Below are 21,492 nucleotides of genomic sequence, written 5' to 3' on the forward strand. Positions count from 1 at the left end.
CTCTTCATCAATAAGAATGTACAACATCATTAATTTTTACTCAGATTGATTTAGATAATTCTTTATTGGACTATTCTCATTTTTTCCTATTGATAATAATTTCATCAAAATCGTTATTACGTGTCAGCCATAGAGAAAGCGCTTTCAGCGAATCAGGGGTGAATTCGTCGCAACGGGCGGTTATCTCCTCCGGTGTCAACCAGCACACATCATCAATTTCCGCTTCCTGTAAAGCAAACGGACCATGACTGATGCAACTGAATAATGCGCCACAAATACGACAATCCTCTGCTTCATAATAAAAACTACCATGTTCTGCAAAAGGCACACCGGCAATACCTAACTCCTCTTCTGCTTCGCGCCGGGCAGAATCCAGCATATTTTCACCCGTCAACACCACACCACCCGCAGTCGCGTCCAGTTTTCCCGGATAAAAATCTTTAGTTATTGTACGATGTTGAACCAAAATCTTTCCCATGCCGTTGTGAACGACGATATAAGTCGCACGGTGTCGTAAACGTTGGGCGCGCATTTGCCGACGCGTAGCCTGAGCAATGACTTCATTATTTTCATTAACGATATCAATCCACTCAACACTCGCTATATTCTCTTGATTCTCTTGTTCCATCTTCAAAAAACCTTTTTTATTAGCAAAAAATTGCAAATCTACAAAATGTTTATTCCACTCAAAACAACCAAATCGGTAAGGGCTCTACGAAGTTATTCGTTTCAGGAGGCTCATGCAACCTTTTCACTAAACTCGAAATAAAACTGTAAAGAAACTGTAGTCCGATAAGATTTTTACTGGTAATGATAACAGGGTTGATAGCTTCATCTTATCAACCCTGAAAATTAGAAAAGATAATCTTAACCATCGTCCGTCCATATTCCTCATTATGACGGCATGATGTTCTAGCGTTCTATTGTTTGGGTATAAATGTCAATTTACTAATCTCAATATTTAATTTATTCACCTCTATTTCATCATAATTCTTTCTCAATCCGCGTAGCAATATTGGTATAACGTGTTAAAGCCAAAATACCACGTTTATCTTGCAGAGTATCAATAAGTGCTAGCTCTAATTGATCATCCATATTCAAAAACAGTGTATTACGTTGCCGAATATCAGGTACAACATCACTCCTTCCATCCATTGTTTCTTTAAATAATTTCTTCTGATCATAATAAAAGTAATATTTATCGGAAACAAATAGCTCTGCAATTCGATCACCAATATAATGAACATATCTAAGCATACGGTGATCAGGTACACCCAAGGCATATTTTAAAGTTGGGTTTGCATTACGTGGAAACCATTTCTCCCTATCAGCATCGCTTAGCTGTTTGAAAAACTCTTTTTGAATCTCCAATGCTTGCTTCATATTATCTTCCGTTTGATGATTCAATGACGGAATCAAATACAATTTCGCCATGACAGGCAATACCTCTGTGAGCCGTATACAGTTATTTAAATCCTTCTCTTTTAAAGTTTCAATAATGAGATCAGCTTTATAAAAGTGAACTATTTTCCCATGATGTAAGAAAACTTCCTGACCTTTCGTTAAACCTAATAATTCAATAGTACTAAATAGATAACCCAACGGCCCCCAATAATCATAAAGCCAGTTATCCAAGTCTTTTTCCGGCGGTGTAGAGGTAACCAGATCATTTTCATTCACATGTCGGTAATGCGTAATATCCTCTAATTCTTTTACCGCACTACGGGTTAATGTCCGTGGCATTCCATAACTATACAAGCAAGGATCATATTTTTTCAGTTGGGCGCTATGCAATAACCCTAAAGCGCCCCCTAAACTATGCCCACAAACAAATAAGTTTCGGTTTTTAGCTAAATCAATAACTTTATCAAACATATTTTGATCAGAACCGGGAGCTTTTAATTGACCAATAAGATTAAATGCCTCCCAAAAACCCCGATGAACCTTACCATTATTAATAAAACCACTGCATACACCACCTGGCTCACAACCCAATTTCAATGGTTGATACATAATATCAGTGAGAGCGTCATTGACGCTCGCCGTTCCCCGCCAACTAACAATAATTTCCTGTTGATTAGCGACATAAAATAATTCCGTATCACCTATCCCACTTTCACCTGCTTTTGAATCAATAAATACAACATCAGTGTAACGTTCACGAAATGGCACATCATAAACAATGGGAGTACGCGCTATTTTTTCCACCTTACTGGGCAATTGAGATATATCCAGCATCTGTCGGTTAAAAAAATGAGTAATAGAACCTGCTATATCGACATTATCATCAAAATATGACAGCAATCCCATTAATGCCAAATTATAAGCATTCACCAAGGAATAATCTTTCTGATGATGTAACAATAGTACCCACGCACGAAACGGACACACTTCCAAAACATACCGGCAATTTGTTGAGAGAGCACGAAAACCTTTCGGTATCGAGTCCGGGAAATGATAGAGTGGCGGTTTCTCTTCTATCCATTTATCAATTACAGGCAAGCCATCACTTATCTGTCCAATCGTCACATAACGGTATTGATGACCTTCCGTTTCTGCTTTTGGTTTGACAACTGACGCCCTAATACTGCGTTTTTCCCGTAATGGACGCTGTTCCATTTCATCAGCTAATGGCTGAGCACTTATATATAACGTTACCGCATCCGGTGATAAGTTTTCTTCCCTAAACAATCCTTGATTATTAGTCACACCCTTGCGTTCATCTCGAAACCTCCCGCTACTTATCAGACGATAAGGCATATTCACTAATGGATTACCTTGTTCATCAACTAATTGAAACTCCACCCAATTTTCTGTAGTTTTTTGGCTATCAATAATTCCGCCTGTACATAATTCGCTCATAATTATTATTTTCCTTTTTTTATTCTGTAATATTAGTTCGACGCTTATTATCAGATCGATACACTAATAATAGTGGAAGAGAAAATTCATTCACTCAAGTCTGTAGTTGTAATAAAATTCAATAAATGCAAAACGAATATAATTATGAAAAATACAAGGTAAAAAATGGCAACCAAATAACAATGCAGATCATTGATTTATTTAATTTCACAAACACTAAATCCACAAAAAATAAAAAACATAAACTTATTAACCTGACACGGAATTATTACCACCACAAAATCCAAGAAATAATAGTTTGATTTACATGAGGAAAGCATTATCCTTACTAACTATCATGATTAATCATTAAATTTTATTTTCAATGAATAAAATAATAAAAACACCCCATCTATTCCCAACCAAAATGGCAAAAAAGATCAAGTGATAATATACCGATACTTTATTATTCACATAAATATTATGTCAATTATTTATAATCTATTTTCATTTAAATATTATTTAAAGAATAAAAGTATATGCAGATTATTTTCCTAATCATATTAGGCGTTTTAACTTTAAATAAGTTAGATAAAATCTAGATATATCAAAATGATAACAATACCTTACCCTTCCATATTTTCGCCATAGTCATCATATAAAATAGTCATCAAGCAATATGTTTGACCTATCTCCTTAGTCTACAAGGACTCGGAAATCATCGCCGAACTCACCAGATTCTTCATAAAAACCAACCGTCACCGTATGTTGACGTCCTACAAAGAGCCCATTTATCTGATTAATTCTTACAATATCCTCGTCTGTTTTTGATAGACGATCCCACACTTCGACCACATAATTTGGACAATATTTTACTGTTAATTTTTTTGATGAGATTTATTGATGTCCAAATTAGAAAAATTATGCGCAGATTTTGCCGCTCAAACCAACATTATGTTGAATCTTTCCACTGGCGCAGCGCAATTGAACATTGGTGATTATGGCCCCTGGTGGTTAGAAGTGGATTCAACAGGATCGATGCTGACTTTCCATCATACGGTAGCTTCGTTTGTAAATAGCGATGCGGAATTTTGGCTCTCATTAAACAGTAATATAAATATACTGGGAGGAGCTTGGCTTGCATTACATCAGCCAACGCAAACTATTCGTCTCTGTTTACTACAAGATATAGAACGAATCGATGCCACTGACTTGGCTAATATTCTGGGAAATCTGCAAAAAATAAGAGCAGAACTTCCTTTTCCAGAAACTAAATCCAGCACTTCCGCTTCGGCCCACGATATTTTTGTTTGATCTGTTTTCTCAGACCAAAAGATTCACAGCAAAAAATAAAATAATGGAGAAAAGATATGCCAGATTTTTCAATACAAAGAGCCAATACCAGGATTGATATTCCTCAAAATGAATTGCATCAACCAGCGGCAACAGATAAAACTTGCCAATGCTGTGAACCATTGCTGAATAATACCATTGATAATCCACTTACAGCGCCGACCTCTACTATCACACGATGGAATGAAAAATCCGTTGTGACCAACAAACAAATTGAAGCCAATATTTCCCGCTTAGCCAGCGAAAGCACCGCCGCCCATAAAACCGTTGATTCTCTCTTATCCAACCTGGTGAAACTTTTTGTTCGGGCGGAGGGTAATGAGTTAACCGCAATCACTAAAATGCTTAATGCCTATACCGGTGATAAACCCGGTTTTGGTATTGTCGGCCAGCTTGGCGCAGGTGGATTTACTCGAATCATTAGCGAAGCACGGCAAAATGGCGCCAGACCTGATAGAGCAGGTACAGAGCCGCTAACATTGAGGGAAAAAGCCACTGCTTACTATGATCTCACCAACTCAGCTTATTTCCGGGATACTCTGGAGAAAATCTATTCATCACCTGAATTGAAATCAGAATTCAAGGATATAATTGATATTGGTTATCTGGAAAGTAAAAACTTTGCGCCAGCCCGCGGCTCCACTAAGGAAAAGCCCTTACCAGATCAATTGGCACTCTACACTTTCAAAAATGAAAATAAATTTAACGCCTCTGAAAACCCCGAATTATATCAGGTGACTAAACAGGTAAATGGGCAAGAAGTTATCAGTAACCCTGCTCTGGCTGGCAATAGTCTGACAAAAGTCCAGAATGATTTCAGGGCATCAGCTCCTGGTAAGGATAGCGTCTGGTCAACTGCCGCTTCACTTGGAGCCAATGATCGTCTGACCAGTCGGGAATTGGCATTTGCCAGTTTAAATCCCCGCAATCGACTGGACAGAACTGACTATCAATTTGGTCGGTCAGAACCTGTCAAAGCACATCAAGAATTAGCTAAGGAAAACATTATCGTACAACGAGGCAACGGTTTTGCTGTTTGGAATGTGAAAGAAGATACAGGATTTTCCAAGGATGCAGCTTTACATAATTTGCCAACGGTCGCCGCACCTTCCGGCACCACAGATCGTTTTATTACTGCGGCCAGATTGTTGGGGGCGGGCCTGAAAAATGATCTTGCTTTAGGTACGCCTACTAACGGCGAATCAGCAGATCAGTCAATTCAACGTGGGGAGCGGGAAATGAAAGAACTCACTCGATGGCTAGCAACAGGTTATCTGGTTGATGATAATCATCATTCTATGATTGAAGTTAATTTAGGCGCGGCTAACCACGGTTTAGCACCTCAATGGGGATTGAATCTCTATACCGAACCTTTTTCTTCTCCTATACATGCCAAAGGATTTAGCGTATCTAGCCAAGACATATCGGCACAATTAGAAAGACGTGATGATGTCCACACAGATTACTCTACTTTCAGGAAAGATCTGTACGGCGGAAGTCGGGCAACAGTTAACGCCGATGGCAGTATAAAAACAAGCTCCAGATAAGTACTCTTTTTTCCAGAGGAAAAGCTGATCAATTTCTTTTATCAATAGATCTTCCTGTCGTACTGCTCAGGAAGATCATTACTCAGGCTCTGTTGTGTTAACAAATCAACACCGCCACAACATGCAGGGCAGTTAATATAGCTGGGAATGAAAAGAGACATCAAAGAAACCAAGATGACAACCTATCCACGGTAATGATCGTCAGTCTCAGACCAGAGGAAGGGTATTAACATATCTTACACCCTGCACAAATTAATGATAATGTGTGATGCAATTACGTGTTCCACTGGAGGTTCCATGATCGATCTGTATTATGCTCCAACGCCAAACGGCCATAAAATTACACTCTTCCTGGAAGAAGCTGGCCTTCCCTATAATCTTCACCGAGTTGATATTGGCGCTGGGGATCAATTCAAACCTGAATTTCTCGCCATTTCGCCTAATAATAAGATTCCCGCTATTGTTGATCAGCAACCAATCGATGGCGGCAAACCTATCGCTATTTTTGAATCTGGCGCCATTCTTACTTATCTGGCAGAAAAAACAGGCAAGTTCCTCAGCACAGATATGCGTGAGCGTATTCAAAGCCTACAATGGCTGTTTTGGCAGGTCGGCGGTTTTGGTCCCATGCTAGGGCAAAATCACCATTTTAATCACTTCGCGCCGGAGACAGTCCCTTACGCGATTAATCGTTATCAGGCAGAGACAAAGCGCTTGTATCAAGTCCTGAATACTCAATTGGAAAAAACGCCCTATTTAGGCGGTCAAGAATACAGTATTGCTGATATCTCTACTTATCCGTGGGTTCGTGCCTATGAACGTCAGAATATTGATCTGAACGATTATCCGGCAGTGAAAAAATGGTTTGATACTATTAGTCAACGCCCCGCCACTCAAATTGCTTATAGCAAAGCCTAATACCTGTCTGCGGGGTAACTATTTCCCCGCGAAACTTGATCAAGCTGACAGATAGCGATATCTTTAATCATCAGCCCTTATATCCCGGCTATATGCTATAGTTCTTATATCAACAATTTAGGTTATAGGAGTGGTTATGCGTATTTTAATCACTGGAGGAACAGGCTTGATTGGTAGCCGTTTGGTTTGCCAACTTCTTTCCCTATCCCATGCCATTACCATTCTGAGCCGCTCACCTCAAAAAGTTTATTCTCTATTCAGCAATCAAGCTGAATGCTGGACCAGCCTGAAAGATAAAACCGATCTCAATGATTTTGATGCCGTTATTAATCTTGCTGGCGAACCCATAGCAAACAAACTATGGACTTCAACTCAAAAAGAGAAGCTGTGTCAGAGTCGCTGGACATTAACAGAACAACTCAGCAAGCTAATTAATGCCAGTCAGACACCACCAGAAGTCTTTATTTCCGGCTCTGCGGTAGGCTATTACGGGGATCAGAATCAAACAGTCGTTACAGAGCATGAGCCACCCCATGATGAATTTACTCATCAGCTATGTAAGCAGTGGGAACAATTTGCATTACAGGCAGCCAGCGATAAAACCCGTGTTTGTCTTTTACGCACTGGTGTCGTACTGGCAAAAAACGGCGGCGCGCTGAAAAAAATGCTTCCCTTGTTCCGTCTTGGGCTTGGCGGCCCTATGGGGAGCGGAAAACAGTATCTGCCCTGGATTCATATTGATGATATGGTAAATGGCATCTATTACCTGTTAATGACGCCTGGTTTGAGTGGCCCTTTTAATATGACCGCCCCTTATCCAGTGCATAATGATCAATTTGCCGCAACGTTGGGAGAAGTATTGCATCGCCCTGCCATTATTCGAACACCTGCTTTTGTGTTGAAATTACTGATGGGAGAAGCTGCGGCACTGGTACTAGGCGGACAACAGGCAATACCGCATAACTTGGAACAAGCAGGTTTTGGCTTCCGCTATTTTCAGCTAAAAGAAGCGTTTGAAGATCTATTAAGCCCTAAATCTCAACGTTTTTAGCCCCTTGCCAGCGGGTAAATAGATCATGAGGCAGCTCGATATCAAACTGATCAAGCACTCGGTTAACCGTCTGGTCAATAATATCCTGAATCTGTTGGGGCTGATGATAAAATGCAGGCACAGGCGGCATGATCACCGCGCCAATTTCTGCCGCTTGAGTCATCAGCCTAAGATGCCCCAAATGCAACGGCGTTTCTCTCACTCCAAGCACTAACTTACGGCTTTCTTTCAATACGACATCTGCCGCTCTGGTCACTAATCCATCAGTATAACTGTGAACAATACCTGAAAGGGTTTTCATTGAGCATGGCAAAATTACCATGCCCAAAGTTTTAAATGAACCGGAAGAGATGGCAGCGGCAATATCTCTGTTGTCATATACAACATCAGCCAGCGCCTGCACATCCCGTAAACTATAATCTGTTTCAAGCGCCAGTGTCTGGCGAGCGGAATGACTGATAACCAGATGCGTTTCCACCCCTTCAACTGGTTGTAAAACTTGCAGTAGCCTTACACCATAAATGGCCCCACTTGCTCCTGTAAGCCCTACTATCAATCTTTTCATTTTTCCCTCATGCCAAACACTGAACAACTACCTAAACCCGAAGGTCATCAACCTTCATTATAGATATCCAGATTTTCGATTTCATTCTGGTTATTCAGTTTTACTTCATCGTCTTTACGCAGATTCTCCAGATAATAGAGATAAGTCTGATCAACGTCTTTAGTCACATAAACGCCATTGAATACTGAACTCTCAAACCCATCAACATCCGGGTTTTCTTCACGAACAGCGTCGATCAGATCGGTTAAATCCTGAAATATCAATGCATCCGCACCAATGAGTTGGCGAATTTCATCCACTTCACGCCCATGAGCAATCAGTTCATTTGCATTGGGCATATCAATGCCATAAACATTCGGGAAACGCACTTCCGGTGCTGCCGAAGCAAGATAAACCTTCTTCGCGCCCGCTTCACGAGCCATATCAACAATCTGTTCTGACGTTGTACCACGCACGATAGAATCATCCACCAGTAGTACATTTTTATCACGGAATTCTGCGCGATTGGCATTCAGTTTACGGCGGACTGATTTCCGGCGCTCCTGTTGCCCAGGCATGATAAATGTCCGACCGACATAACGGTTTTTCACAAATCCCTGACGATAAGGTTTACCGAGTATGCGGGCAATTTCTAGCGCGACATCGCAAGATGTTTCAGGGATTGGAATAACCACATCAATATGCAAATCTTCCCACTCACGGGCAATTTTCGCCCCTAGTTTATGTCCCATCCGTATACGGGCGTTATAAACCGAAATTTTATCAATAAAGGAATCCGGGCGAGCCAAATAGACAAATTCAAATAAACAAGGAGTTAAAGAAGGATTTTCAGCACATTGACGAGTAAATAATTGGCCTTGTTCAGTGATATAAATTGCTTCACCTGAGGCGACATCCCGCAGGAACTCAAAGCCTAGCGTATCCAATGCAACGCTTTCAGAAGCGACCATATACTCATTACGGCCATCATCTAAAGTACGCTTACCTAAAACCAACGGACGAATACCATGCGGATCACGGAAAGCCACTAATCCATGACCAATAATCATCGCAATACAGGCATAAGCGCCACTCACCTGTTTATGCATCGCCGCTACTGCCGCAAAAATATTGTCAGGCTCCAATGGATAATGCTGGAAGCAATCCAGTTCACTAGCAAAAACATTGAGCAAAATCTCAGAATCTGACGTGGTATTCACATGGCGACGGGCATTCTCAAACAGCTTTTTCTTCAACTCATGAGCATTCGTCAAATTACCATTGTGTGTTAGTGTAATACCAAATGGAGAGTTCACATAAAACGGTTGAGCTTCCGATGCACTGGAACTGCCCGCTGTCGGGTAGCGAACATGACCAATCCCGATCGTTCCCTGTAAACGCAGCATATGCCGGGCTTCAAACACATCTCTCACTAAGCCGTTGGCTTTACGTAAACGAAACCCATTGTTACCATCAATAGTGGCAATGCCCGCAGCATCTTGCCCACGGTGCTGAAGCACCGTCAACGCATCATAAATCGACTGGTTAACCGGTGTAAAACCGACGATACCAACAATACCGCACATGTAGTTTTTCCTCATCAGCCAAACGGAGAGGTATATTTCTCCGGCAAGAAACTTGACGCATTTTGCAGGTAGTCAAAGAACCACCTAATGATATGACTGAACTGTGGGATCAATTGTGATTGTTTCCAATCCTCACTTCGAGCTAATGGTGTAAATGTATCCAGAAAAAACAAGATAGCCGCGACAATCAACACACCACGTAATGCCCCAAAGCAGACCCCCAGTACGCGATCAGTACCTGACAATCCAGTCCGTTGCACAAGAGAACCTATCACATAGTTCACCACAGAACCGACAATCAAAGTAGCAATAAACAGCAACGCAATAGCGATCCCGTTACGCACCAATTCATCTTCAAAACGGGTGAAATAGACCGCTAAGTAAGTATAAAAATGGCTTGCCACAAAGAAAGCACATCCCCAAGTGACCAGTGATAATGCCTCACGAATAAACCCACGAATCAGGCTAACTAATGCCGAGAAGCCAATAATGGCGATAATAGCGTAATCAATCCAAACCATATTTTAATTCCAAAATAGACACCTCGGCATCCGTTTCAAGTGCATTCTAACAGAAAACGAAAACGTTTGCGTAGCAAGATTTCCTATCCCACTAAAAATAGTTGGGCGGCGAATTCAAATAATCATCATCACCTCAGTCACTTAATATTTACTGCTTCATGAATATTTACTTCTTCATGGCAGTTATCCTATTCGTCACATAGGCGTCACTCACTTTTACTACAATCTGTAACTATTACGGCCTGTAGCTCCTTACCTGCCCTTGTAATCCAGTCAAACTTTTCAATTCTGATAATGCCGAGTCAAGTTGTTGCTTAGAAGCATTCGGGCCAACATATATTCTCGTTAATTGACCCTGAATCGGAGATGAAGGAACCGTATAAACCTGATAACCAGACAAACGTAGTCTGGCAACGATTTCATCTACCTTTCCGGCATTTTTCAAAGCACCCAGTTGTACGATGTAAGCCTGCCCTTGTGGGGCTGTTTCAACCGGCTTAACTTCAGGTTTCGGCTCTGGCTTAATGTCTGGTTTAGGTTTAAGCGCCGGTGCTGGCGGCTTAGTATCTGGTTTTGGTTCAGGCTTAATCTGTGGTTGGGGCTTCATTTCTGGCTGAACAGCAGGAGGGACTATCGGCGCGAGCTGAGGAGCGGCAACCAATGGTATTTCCGGCTGCTCCAGTGTTTCTGGCTGCAATGCCTCTGTCTCATCTTCCAGAGGCATTGATAATATTGGTGGATTAAGAGGAGGTATAGATTCAATTTCTTGCTCATCCCCAGGCTTTGGAACCAAGGGAATTGATGCAAATTTATCTTCGTTATATTTCTTATTGCCGTCTAACAACGCAGGCAGCACAATGACACCCAATGCTACCAAGACAATGGTACCAACCAAACGATTCTGAAATCTACTTGCCACTTCCTTTCTCCCTGTCCAGAGCCTCCATAACATGCGCTACTGTGTGGAATGAACCACAAACGACAACAATATCTTGCTCATTAGCATCAACCATCGCCTGATGCCAGGCACTTTCCACATCAGTAAATAACCGAGGTTGTTCAAGATACTGAGCCAGTGTCTGCGCATCGGCGCCACGAAATTCAGTCAACGGAGCGCAATACCACTTATTTATTTGCTGTGACAGGCAAGTCAGTGTACCGGCAATATCTTTATCACCTAACATACCCACGACACCAAGGACTCTACTACCCGGCTGACGGGACAATTGGGCCAGTTTCTGTACCAGATACGCCGCCGCATGAGGATTATGCGCCACGTCCAAGATCAATAATGGATTTTCACGAACTATCTGGAAACGCCCAGGCAACTGTGCACTTTGCAACCCTTGATGGATGGCGCTCTCATTAATAGCCCGACTAACTTTATCGTCTTGTCGTAACAGGCAACAAATAACACCCATTGCCGTTGCGGCATTCATCAGAGGAACATTTGGTAAAGGTAGATTGCTAAATTGCCTATCATCAGATTGCCAGCGCCAGTTTTTATCCTGTTGAGAGAAACGCCAATCAATGCCACAGCGGAACAACTTGGCTCCTAATTCATCCGCAACTTCCGCAACAGAAGATGGCATATCTGGCTCACCCACTACGGCAAAATGATCTTTACGGAAAATCCCCGCTTTCTCACGACCAATATGCTCGCGGTCTGACCCTAACCAATCAATATGATCAATTGCAATACTGGTAATAGCGGCAATATCGGCGTCCACAATATTTGTCGCATCCAGTCGCCCACCTAAGCCTACTTCTAAGATGACCACATCCAGACAAGCTTGTTTAAACAGTTGCAAAGCCGCCAATGTGCCATATTCAAAATAAGTCAGTGAAATATCGCCGCGACGAAATTCAATATCCGCAAATACACGGCAGAATTCCTGTTCAGGTAACTCTTTCCCCTGAATACGAACTCTTTCGGTATAACGAACAAGATGCGGGGAGCTGTAAACCCCTACTCTCAGCCCGGCCGCCAACAGAATAGATTCTATCGTGCAACAAGTGGTGCCTTTACCATTGGTGCCAGAGACAGTTATCACTTTAAGCGCGGGATTAACCAAGTCCAAAGTTCGGGCAAGTTTCCCCACACGCTCAAGCCCCATATCAATGGCCTTGGTATGCAGGTTTCCAAGATAGGAAAGCCACGTCATCAATGGCGACGTGGCTTGAGGAATTTGTAAAGTATCAGACATCTTCTTTATTGGTATTTATTTGAATATCCGCCTCAACATCAGCAGGTTCTGCCACAAATTCAGCAACAATTGGCTTAGTACCTGGTTGCGACTGATGAGTCAGTTTAGAAAGTAAACTGGCAAGTGTGTCACGCATTTCAGGACGACGAACAATCATGTCAATCGCCCCCTTTTCCAGCAAAAACTCACTACGCTGGAAACCAGACGGTAATTTTTCACGAACCGTCTGCTCAATTACCCGTGGCCCGGCAAAACCAATCAATGCCTTTGGTTCAGCAATATTGACATCGCCCAACATCGCCAAACTTGCTGAAACACCACCCATTGTCGGATCGGTCATGACAGAGATATAAGGTAAACCGCGCTCTTGCATTTTTGCTAAAGCAGCACTGGTTTTCGCCATCTGCATCAGTGACATCAATGCCTCTTGCATACGAGCGCCGCCACTGGCAGAAAAACAGATCAGAGGACAATTGTCTGCCAATGCTTGTTCTACGGCACGAACAAAACGGGCGCCGACAACCGAAGCCATAGAACCGCCCATGAATGCAAATTCAAAAGCGGCAGCAACAACTGGCATACCACTCAGGGTACCTTTCATCACGACCAGCGCATCTTTCTCTTGGGTTTGCTTCTGCGCCGCTGATATACGATCTTTATACTTTTTAGAATCGCGGAATTTAAGAATATCTTTTGGCTCTAATTCCTCCCCTAATTCCGTCGTTATTCCTTCATCAAGTAACGTAGCCAATCGGGTACGCGCCGAAATACGCATGTGATGATCACATTTAGGACAAACCTCAAGATTGCGCTCTAGCTCAGCACGGTAGAGCACCTGACTGCAACTATCACATTTAGTCCAAACTCCTTCTGGGATATTCGCTTTACGAGTTTGGGTAATGTTGCTTTTATTAAGAATTTTTTCAATCCAGCTCATTGAATGATCTTTCCGTCTGAATCTGGCTTATGCCAGTTTTGTTATTGTGTGCCATTAAACCACAATGCTATTACAGTGTGGATAAAAAACTGCTCAAACCTGTTACCGGTTATCGGTCTTCTGCTTCATCACAGTACGACGATGACGCCAGATTTCAATCACTCCGGGCAGGATTGAGATAAAGATGATAGCGACAATCAACAGTTTCAAATTCTGTTGTACCATTGGCATATCACCGAATATATAACCAGAATAGGTGAATAACAGTACCCAAACTAGTGCGCCAATCACGTTATAAGCAGCAAAACGACGATAAGACATTTTCCCCATACCTGCAACAAATGGTGCGAATGTTCTGATAATCGGCACAAATCGCGCCAAAATAATTGCCTTCCCACCATGCTTTTCATAAAACTCATGTGTTTTATCTAAATAACTGCGGCGGAAAATTTTTGAATTTGGATTCGTAAATAACCTTTCGCCAAAGATGCGACCAATAGCATAGTTCACCGCATCACCAATAACAGCCGCAATAATCATCAATACCACCATGAGATGTACATTCAGATCATTTGAGCCCAAAGCCGCTAAAGCGCCAGCAACAAATAACAGCGAATCTCCCGGCAGAAACGGAGTAATCACTAATCCTGTTTCACAAAATAAAATCAGAAACAGAATGCCATATACCCAATTACCATATTGTGCGACCAATTCGGCTAAATGAATGTCAATATGGAGAATGAAATCAATAATAAATTTAGCAAAATCAACAAAATGAGTCATAAACTCCATAATATTCCCCGCTATGCCAAAACATCCGTGTCGGCAACTAAAAATGTTAAATCAGATCATCTGCCAAAAACAGAGGTCCCATAACAGCGCCAGGTAAATCAAATTGCTCTGGATAATCAACAGCAACCAGATACAACCCTGCCGCTTTTGCCGTCGCAGCGGCTTTCGTCCGATCCTTTAAAGCAAGCAACTGGGCCATCCAATTAATATCCTGATTCCCACAACCAATTTCCATCAGGCTACCGGCAATATTACGCACCATATGATGTACAAAAGCATTGGCTTTAATATCTATGACAACATAATGCCCATAACGATTGACATTAATATGCATCATATTACGCCAAGGTGTTTTAGATTGGCATTGAACCGCACGGAAAGAGGTAAAATCATTTTCCCCTAACAAACATTGCGCTGCTTGATGCATCCGCTGTTCATCCAATGGATAGTGAAAATGAGTCACGCCATTAGCCAGCACTGCCGGACGATAACGATGATTAAAAATAATGTAACGGTATCGCCGGGCAGTTGCACTAAAACGGGCATGGAAACTCTCATCCACGTTTTTCACCCAACGAACAGCAATATCCGGCGGTAAGTGTACGTTCACGCCCATTGTCCATGCGGCATCCTTGCGCTGAGCAGACGTTGCAAAATGCACAACTTGCCCTGTTGCATGTACTCCAGCATCGGTTCGACCAGCACAAAATACCGATATGGGTTCATCAGCGACTTTTGATAATGCTTCCTCAAGGCATCCTTGAACACTTTTCACTTCTTGCTGACGTTGCCAGCCATAATATCGGCTGCCATCGTACTCAATTCCCAAGGCAATTTTCATTTTTGAACCCGGCACAGATTCTGTTTGTTCTGTACCGAACATCAGTAAAATTGCTCCTGAATCAATTTTTCCGCTGTCTCAACCGCCATTAACGCCCCACCAAACCGGATGTTATCGGCCACAGACCAGAATTGTAATACTTCCGGCATACCATAATCATGGCGCAGACAACCAATACTCAGCGCATCATTACCCGATGCTTCTGTCACTGGAGTCGGATAATCGCTTTCGTCTGCAACGTTAATATCAACCATCCGCTCTAATTCTTCTCGAGCTTCTTCCACCCCAACCGGACGCAATGTTTCCAAATGGACTACCTGAGCATTACCGTAAAAAACGGAAGACTGAACGCAACTCACTGAAATGGGTAGTCCCTCATCCTGCAAAATTTTGCGTATTTGATCCACAAGACGGCGCTCTTCATGCACAGAACCTTCAACATCTGTTGGCAACGGCAAAAGATTAAATGCCAGTTGCTTACTGAAACGCCCCGGCTCCGGTGGGATGCCGTTAAGTAAACGAGCGCTCTGCCCCGCTAATTCATCAACTGCCTCTTTGCCGTGAACAGAAACAGAGAACAGATTAGTCAAATGCAAACGTGCCATTCCTGCAACATCCACCAGCGGCTTAATGGCTGTCAGTACCTGACTGGTCATACTGTCTGCTAAGGCAATAATATTTCGGTTACGATAATCCGCCAGAGCATGGGGATTCACTCCTGGAACAACCAAAGGTACATCTGGTTCCATAGCAAACAACCCACTGCTATCAATCACCAAGCAACCTTCTTCTGTCGCTTTTTCAACATATTGTGCCGTGGCTTCCAATCCAGCCACGAAAAAAGCGAGTTGTACTTGCGACCAGTCAAAATCAGCCGCATCGCCAACAACAAAATTTTTACCATTAAAACGCAGACTTTCACCGGCACTGCGCTCACTGGCGAGAGGATACAATTCACCAACAGGAAACTGACGCTCTTGTAATAACGCCAATATCGCTTCACCTACTGCCCCTGTCGCACCCAACAGGGCAATATTCCAACCTTCTGACATGTTGGTTTTCTCCATCTATCTTTTTGACATGCAGATATATTTCCGCACGAATTAAATCAGTTCTGTACTGAAACCAAGAGCGGCTAGCAACTCAGCGCTCTTTTTGTTATCACAACATACCGTCAGAGATGACCATTCCCGACGTTCTAAATAGTTTCTACGCAGATAATCAAATTGTCCTTTTTGACTGGCGACTTGCCGTAATGGGGTATCATCGCGGCGCACATCATACACTAAATGCATCAGCCGCTTCAGTGTGCTTTGAGTCACATTCCCATGCAGGGTAACCCGGCTGAAATCCGGCTCCGGCAATAGATCAGATAGAGCCACTGTATGGGGTTGACCGAGGAATTCACAGTAAGCTTCAAATACCTGTGTGGTACCACGCGCTTTGCCTTCCAGGGTATAACCCGCGATATGCGGTGTACCAATATCAACTAATTCCAGTAATGGCAGAGATAAATCAGGTTCCGGCTCCCAGACATCCAGAACAACACGAAGTTTCTTGCCGCGTTTCAACTCGGTAAGCAATGCTTGATTATCAACAACTTCACCGCGGCTGGCATTAATCAATATACGATTATCCGGCAAAGCCGACAATAATTCAGCATCCACTAAATGGTGTGTTTTATATGGGCCCGATTTATTCAATGGCGTATGGAATGTCAGAATATCCGCCTCTTTGACTAATTTTTCCAGTGACCAAAATTCGCCGGCATCTCCTCTGGCAGCTCTTGGCGGATCACATAAGAGTGTCCGCACACCAAGAGTAGCTAACCGTTGCGCCAGTCTACTGCCGACATTACCGACACCAACGATTCCGACCACTTTATCCTTAAGCTCAAAATTATCACGTTCAGCCAACAACATTAACGCTGAGAAAACATATTCAACCACAGCAATAGCATTACATCCCGGCGCCGCTGAAAACCCAATTCCAGCCTGAGATAACCACGACTGATCCACATGGTCAGTCCCTGCGGTAGCTGTACCGATAAATTTTACCGCGCTGCCTTTCAGCAACGCTTCATTAACTTTAGTCACTGAACGGACCATAAAGGCATCAGCATTATCCAGTACACTTTCCGGCACTGGACGCCCCGGAATAGCTTGCACATCCCCCAATTGCTGAAATAGTTGATCAGCATAAGGCATATTTTCATCAACCAGAATCTTCACTTAATCCATCCTGTGGCATTAAAACAGAGGCAGCGAACTATTTTGCCATTTAATCATAACAAAACCCATAATAACGGCTTCTTTTGTTGTTAACTTTTCCTGAAACGCTCCGGTGTCGTACCCGCCAATTGCTGGAACATAGCGATAAACGCAGAAGATGAGCTGTAACCCACATCAAAGGCAACTTCATTAACAGTCTTCCCCTGTTCCAACAAAGAGATAGCATGTAAAAACCGTAACCGCTGCCGCCACTCGCTAAATGACATGCCTAATTCTTGCTGACAACGCCGTGACAAAGTACGCTCCGAGGTATAACGCCGTTTTGCCCATTGCGCTAATGGCGTATTATCCGCCGGATTACTCTCAAGTTCCTGTAATATCGGCGCCAAAAGTTTATCTTTAGATGAAGGCAGATAGGTATGCTGAACAGAGGATTGAATTAGCTGATCAATCAGCACTTGGGCTAACCGTAAATCCTGTTCTGTTTCTGGTATTCTCAATTTACGTTCAAAACAATCAGTCATGATCGCATTGAATATGGAGCTAAGCCGGATAATACAAGGAGTATTCGGCAATAATTTCCCCCATTCAGGAGAAATATCTATTGCCCTGAATCTCATTGCTTTTCTACTATACCCTGAATGCTCTATTCCTTCCGGTATCCAGACACAGAATTGCGGTGGAGCTAAGAAATGTTGTCCTCCAGCATTCATTGCCATGACACCACAAACAACATAAATAAGTTGCCCGAATGGATGGGTATGACGTAAACACTCGGTATTCGCACTGAATAACTCGCTACGGAAAGAGATACTGGTCGGAATATCCATAGCTTCTACAGGAACATGAAGTTTTTCGGTCATATTGTCTCAATTGCCTTATCCATTGGCTGATTATCGTTATATATAATAAAACAGACACCATTAGACTAAACACTCATTTTTATCTCAATGCGACTTACCTATATGAATATGATTTTCCCTTTTCTGGCGGTCCTGATTTGGTCAATTAATGCCGTGGTGAGCAAAGCCTCCGCTACAGTTATTGATCCGGCCGCAATTTCTTTTTATCGCTGGTTCCTAGCCTTTCTCACATTAACACCCTTTGTTGTACTATCCGTTATTCGCCAATGGAAAATAATCTGTCAACATTGGTGGAAATTATTAATTCTTGGCGCACTTGGTATGGTACTTTATCAAAGCCTGGCCTATTACGCTGCACACAGTATCAGTGCAACATTTATGGGAATTCTTAGTTCATTGATTCCTCTTTTAACTATCGTCATCAGTATATTTGTTTTACGTGTTGTCCCCACTGTCGGGATTGCTCTTGGTACCGTTTTATCTCTGTCTGGCTTAGTCTGGTTGATCAGCGCCGGTGATCCCATATCATTATTGCAACACGGTTTAGGCCGTGGTGAATTGATGATGTTGATTGCTTCCATCTCCTACGCACTCTATGGCGTGTTAACCAAACACTGGTCTATTCCATTACCCAACTGGCAATCCCTGTATGTACAGATTGCTTTTGGCGTCCTGCTATTACTGCCGAATTTCCTGTTGACCAAAGATGTTCAATTGAATGCCAATAATATCTCGTTAGTCTTATTCGCTGGTATTCCAGCCTCGATCATTGCTCCCTATTTATGGATACAGGGTGTCATAAAGCTTGGCGCTAATACTGCTGCCATATTTATGAATTTAACGCCGATATTTACAGCGATTATCGCTATTCTGGTTCTGCATGAAAAAATACACAGTTACCATCTGATCGGCGGCAGCATAACACTGCTAGGAGTCATACTGGCACAACAATTACGTATTCCTCTTTTTAGCCGTAAAACAGAAAAATCTCAGGAAATTAATCATCAGAAAGCCTGAAAGGAATTCTCACTAATAAGCCGCCCAGTGTTTCACTGGGCAGTAATTGGAGATAAGTGCCATGATAAATACCAATATCTTTCACCAGAGCTAATCCCAGCCCTGCCCCTTCATGCCCCGCAGCATTATCAAGACGATTAAAAGCCATCAGCGACAAATTGACTTCTTCTTTAGCAATCCCCGGCCCACTGTCATCCACTTCCAAATAACAGTATGCCTTACAAGAGCTGAGAATCACTCTAGCCGTGACAATGCCGCCTTCCGGCGTATATTTAATAGCATTGTCCAATAAGTTTGCGCACATTTCTGTCAGTAATACCGGTTCTCCCTTGATCCATTGAGCACTTTCGCCTTCATACCCCAAATCAATATTCTTACTTTCAGCCTGTTGCAAACGAGAAAAACATGCCTGTTGCAACAATTCAACCAAATTGACCGGTCTATAATCCCTAACCGCCTCTTTTTCATGCGCTTTCAAACGAGAGAGTTGTAATAAACGATCCGTCAGAGAGATAGTATTATCCAATGTACTATCAATAGCCTGTAAGCTTTCTTTCCATTGCGCGGGATCTTCGCTGGCAAGCGCTACCGCTACTTGAGTTTTTAATACCGTTAATGGCGTTCTGAGTTGATGAGAAGCATCCGCACTGAATCTCTCCTGCCGGCTCACCATCAATTTCAATCGCTCTATATAACGATTAAATGCATATAATAATAGGGAAAGTTCTGACCAAGGCAATATATCCGGCAGCGGAGTGAGATCATTAGCGGGACGACGGGCCATGACGCCAGAAAGTTTATGTAGTGGTTTAAGTAACTGTTTCAACAGAAAATAAGCCAGAATCAGAGTCAACCCAACCACTGTTCCCTGGCTCATCAAAGATGATATTAATAATTGTTGAGCAAGATAATGACGGGAAGCCACTGTTTCAGCAACCAGTATCAACGCCATTCCCATCATTCCCCCTTCATTGATTGGCTGATAAAGGGCAGCAACCCTAATAGGATGGCCATGATATTCAGCATCATAAAAATAAACCAAAGCGGTGTATAAATTGGAGCGAAGCGTATCTTTAGGTATCAAAGGCAAATCATCATAACCGGAAATTATTTCCCCTTCAGGAGACAACACCTGATAAAACAGCCGATCATTCATATTTCGCTCAAAACTATCCAGAACCACATAAGGTACATCGACAATTAATTGGTTATCCTTAACGGTCAGCCGTTCCGCCACAGTTCGAGCAGATGCCAATAAAGTACGATCATAAGCTAACGTCGCCGCATTCTCTGCACTGAAATAATGGGTGCAGACCGATAAACAACCCAACAAAAATAGCGGAACGCCAAAAAACAAGAGTAACTGATGAAACAATGAGTTCGGTACTCTAAACCATGTCATCTTTCTGGCACTCCAGACGGTAACCTAATCCCCGTAATGTACTGATCCCCACATTACTACCTGACAATTTTTTTCGAATCCGGTGTATATAAAGTTCAATACTTTGTGGGTTTGCTTCATCTAACAATGCAAATACCTGTTCAAATAACTGTTGTTTAGAAACAGGCCGCCCTCGACGATGGAACAATGTTGTCAAAACCGAAAGTTCCCTTGGTGTCAAAGCCAATGGCTCATCGTCCAAAACAAAGTAACCATCATCCTGATAAACCAGAGAACCGAATGTCAGCGTCTCCTGTAGCACATTTGCACTACGCCGAAGTAATGCCCGGATACGTGCTTCCAATTCCTGTAAATCAAAAGGTTTCGTCAGATAATCATCAGCACCAGAATTAAGCCCTTTTACTCGATCGGAAACATCAGCCTTCGCCGTTAATAATAATACTGGCAAATTTTGTCCACGTTTCCGCAAACGAACCAACAATGAAAGGCCATCTAGCCTCGGCAAAGAAACATCCAAAATCAGCAATGCATAGTTTTCTGTCTGCAATAATTGATCAGCGACGATACCGTCACTCGCAACATCTACAGCAAACCCCGCACTACTCAGTGCTTTTTGCAACCAGTGCAATAATTCAGGGTGGTCCTCCACCAAAAGTAAACGCATATTTTAAATATCTAACCGATTCATATAAATATACCCGTCATCTTTCAAGTTGCCTCTTTGTTGGCTGCACTCACTCACCCCGGTCACATCGTTATCTATGCTCCCGGGGATTCGCTCCTTTGCCGTCGCGATGCATCTTGAAATCCATTGGGTATATAATTACAAACATAACTATAT

At 42.6% G+C, this 21,492-nt stretch carries 20 protein-coding genes; 5 read left to right on the top strand and 15 right to left on the bottom strand.

The features are described from left to right. Positions 1-76: 76 nt before the first annotated feature. Both yfcD and V2H77_RS11870 read right to left on the bottom strand, forming a co-directional pair. Complete coding sequence (yfcD, locus tag V2H77_RS11865; protein WP_341498942.1) at positions 77-628, bottom strand: NUDIX hydrolase YfcD; 552 nt, start codon at positions 626-628, stop codon at positions 77-79. A 356-nt stretch (positions 629-984) separates the two neighbouring features. Beyond that, on the bottom strand, positions 985-2,862 hold the full coding sequence (locus V2H77_RS11870) for a lipase family protein (protein ID WP_341498943.1): 1,878 nt from the start codon (positions 2,860-2,862) through the stop codon (positions 985-987). Positions 2,863-3,744: 882 nt separating this feature from the next. Between V2H77_RS11870 and V2H77_RS11875 the strand changes: the two genes are divergently transcribed. From V2H77_RS11875 to V2H77_RS11890, 4 genes are all read left to right on the top strand, one after another. After that, positions 3,745-4,155, top strand: coding sequence for a type III secretion system chaperone (locus V2H77_RS11875; RefSeq protein ID WP_341498944.1), 411 nt, complete (start codon positions 3,745-3,747; stop codon positions 4,153-4,155). A gap of 56 nt (positions 4,156-4,211) precedes the next feature. After that, positions 4,212-5,741 (top strand): hypothetical protein, encoded by a 1,530-nt coding sequence (locus V2H77_RS11880; RefSeq protein WP_341498945.1) that lies wholly within the window; start codon positions 4,212-4,214, stop codon positions 5,739-5,741. A gap of 297 nt (positions 5,742-6,038) precedes the next feature. Then, entirely contained in the window at positions 6,039-6,659 is a 621-nt protein-coding gene (gene yfcG / locus V2H77_RS11885) for a GSH-dependent disulfide bond oxidoreductase (RefSeq protein ID WP_341498946.1), read from the top strand. A 136-nt stretch (positions 6,660-6,795) separates the two neighbouring features. Further along, positions 6,796-7,710 (top strand): TIGR01777 family oxidoreductase, encoded by a 915-nt coding sequence (locus tag V2H77_RS11890; protein WP_341498947.1) that lies wholly within the window; start codon positions 6,796-6,798, stop codon positions 7,708-7,710. Here the strand turns inward: V2H77_RS11890 and V2H77_RS11895 are convergent. The 11 genes from V2H77_RS11895 to V2H77_RS11945 all read right to left on the bottom strand — a co-directional run bounded on the left by V2H77_RS11895 (position 7,691) and on the right by V2H77_RS11945 (position 18,232). Next, positions 7,691-8,275, bottom strand: a complete 585-nt coding sequence (locus V2H77_RS11895; protein ID WP_341498948.1) for a UbiX family flavin prenyltransferase — start codon at positions 8,273-8,275, stop codon at positions 7,691-7,693. The genes V2H77_RS11890 and V2H77_RS11895 overlap by 20 nt on opposite strands. Before the next feature lie 47 nt (positions 8,276-8,322). After that, on the bottom strand, positions 8,323-9,840 hold the full coding sequence (gene purF, locus V2H77_RS11900) for an amidophosphoribosyltransferase (protein WP_139656319.1): 1,518 nt from the start codon (positions 9,838-9,840) through the stop codon (positions 8,323-8,325). Positions 9,841-9,854: 14 nt separating this feature from the next. Beyond that, the gene (cvpA, locus tag V2H77_RS11905; RefSeq protein ID WP_265378565.1) at positions 9,855-10,361 is read right to left on the bottom strand and encodes a colicin V production protein; all 507 of its coding nucleotides are present in this window, start codon (positions 10,359-10,361) and stop codon (positions 9,855-9,857) included. Positions 10,362-10,596: 235 nt separating this feature from the next. Beyond that, the gene (gene dedD / locus V2H77_RS11910; protein WP_341498949.1) at positions 10,597-11,280 is read right to left on the bottom strand and encodes a cell division protein DedD; all 684 of its coding nucleotides are present in this window, start codon (positions 11,278-11,280) and stop codon (positions 10,597-10,599) included. Then, positions 11,270-12,568: a bifunctional tetrahydrofolate synthase/dihydrofolate synthase gene (gene folC, locus V2H77_RS11915; protein ID WP_341498950.1), complete on the bottom strand. Its 1,299-nt coding sequence runs from the start codon at positions 12,566-12,568 to the stop codon at positions 11,270-11,272. Before folC ends, dedD begins: the two co-directional genes overlap by 11 nt. Next, a complete protein-coding gene (gene accD / locus V2H77_RS11920) occupies positions 12,561-13,505 on the bottom strand; it encodes an acetyl-CoA carboxylase, carboxyltransferase subunit beta (RefSeq protein ID WP_341498951.1) in 945 nt (314 codons plus the stop codon). The genes folC and accD overlap by 8 nt, the downstream gene beginning before the upstream one ends. 102 nt (positions 13,506-13,607) lie before the next feature. Then, entirely contained in the window at positions 13,608-14,297 is a 690-nt protein-coding gene (locus V2H77_RS11925; protein WP_341498952.1) for a DedA family protein, read from the bottom strand. 46 nt (positions 14,298-14,343) lie between these two features. After that, entirely contained in the window at positions 14,344-15,138 is a 795-nt protein-coding gene (truA, locus tag V2H77_RS11930) for a tRNA pseudouridine(38-40) synthase TruA (RefSeq protein WP_341498962.1), read from the bottom strand. Between the two features lie 41 nt (positions 15,139-15,179). After that, complete coding sequence (locus V2H77_RS11935) at positions 15,180-16,190, bottom strand: aspartate-semialdehyde dehydrogenase (RefSeq protein ID WP_265378570.1); 1,011 nt, start codon at positions 16,188-16,190, stop codon at positions 15,180-15,182. A gap of 51 nt (positions 16,191-16,241) precedes the next feature. Further along, positions 16,242-17,369, bottom strand: a complete 1,128-nt coding sequence (pdxB, locus tag V2H77_RS11940) for a 4-phosphoerythronate dehydrogenase PdxB (protein ID WP_341498953.1) — start codon at positions 17,367-17,369, stop codon at positions 16,242-16,244. Positions 17,370-17,458: 89 nt separating this feature from the next. Continuing rightward, positions 17,459-18,232 carry an AraC family transcriptional regulator gene (locus tag V2H77_RS11945; RefSeq protein WP_341498954.1) on the bottom strand — a complete coding sequence of 258 codons (774 nt, stop codon included), beginning with the start codon at positions 18,230-18,232 and terminating at the stop codon, positions 17,459-17,461. 102 nt (positions 18,233-18,334) lie between these two features. On the opposite strand from V2H77_RS11945, the gene V2H77_RS11950 reads away from it, so the two are divergent. Further along, positions 18,335-19,249 (top strand): DMT family transporter, encoded by a 915-nt coding sequence (locus V2H77_RS11950; RefSeq protein WP_341498955.1) that lies wholly within the window; start codon positions 18,335-18,337, stop codon positions 19,247-19,249. Here the strand turns inward: V2H77_RS11950 and V2H77_RS11955 are convergent. Together V2H77_RS11955 and tctD are read right to left on the bottom strand one after the other, a co-directional pair. After that, positions 19,230-20,651: a sensor histidine kinase gene (locus V2H77_RS11955; protein ID WP_341498956.1), complete on the bottom strand. Its 1,422-nt coding sequence runs from the start codon at positions 20,649-20,651 to the stop codon at positions 19,230-19,232. The two genes, V2H77_RS11950 and V2H77_RS11955, sit on opposite strands and share 20 nt — an antisense overlap. Then, a complete protein-coding gene (gene tctD, locus V2H77_RS11960) occupies positions 20,638-21,315 on the bottom strand; it encodes a transcriptional regulator TctD (RefSeq protein ID WP_265378574.1) in 678 nt (225 codons plus the stop codon). The genes V2H77_RS11955 and tctD overlap by 14 nt, the downstream gene beginning before the upstream one ends. Between the last annotated feature and the right edge of the window lie 177 nt (positions 21,316-21,492).

It is taken from the genome of Photorhabdus sp. P32 (genome assembly GCF_038085095.1).
Taxonomy (GTDB): domain Bacteria; phylum Pseudomonadota; class Gammaproteobacteria; order Enterobacterales; family Enterobacteriaceae; genus Photorhabdus; species Photorhabdus luminescens.